Source organism: Methylobacterium sp. C33D, assembly GCF_053345825.1.
In genome coordinates, this window is record NZ_JBKFAV010000174.1 from 1 (window position 1) to 319 (window position 319).

The following is a 319-nucleotide window of genomic DNA, read 5'->3' on the forward strand; positions in this document are numbered from 1 at the left end:
CGGCACCTGGCGGGTGACCGGGTCACCCTTGATCTTGGCGAGCACCTCCAGGCCGTCGACCTTCGGCAGCTTCAGGTCGGGCAGCACCACCGCGGGATCCTGGACCTGCCGCTTCTCGTGCACGCCCCGCCGGTAGATGAAGTCGAGGGCCTCGGCGCCGTCGCGGCAGATGACGATCTCGTTGGCGAGCTGGCTCGACCCGAGCGCCGCCAGCGTCAGCTCGATGTCGTTCGGATTGTCCTCGACCAAGAGGATGGGCTTCAGTCCCGCCATGTCGATTCCGCCATGTCAGTGCGCCTCCTCCCGGATGGGCAGGGTG

The 319-nt window shown here is 67.7% G+C and carries 1 protein-coding gene; it reads right to left on the reverse strand.

Annotation, left to right across the window (positions count from 1 at the left end; genetic code table 11):
• The coding region (locus ACLBXO_RS31920; RefSeq protein WP_447687940.1) for a response regulator at positions 1 to 273 on the reverse strand (273 nt) is incomplete at its 3' end.
• Positions 274 to 319: the final 46 nt, after the last annotated feature.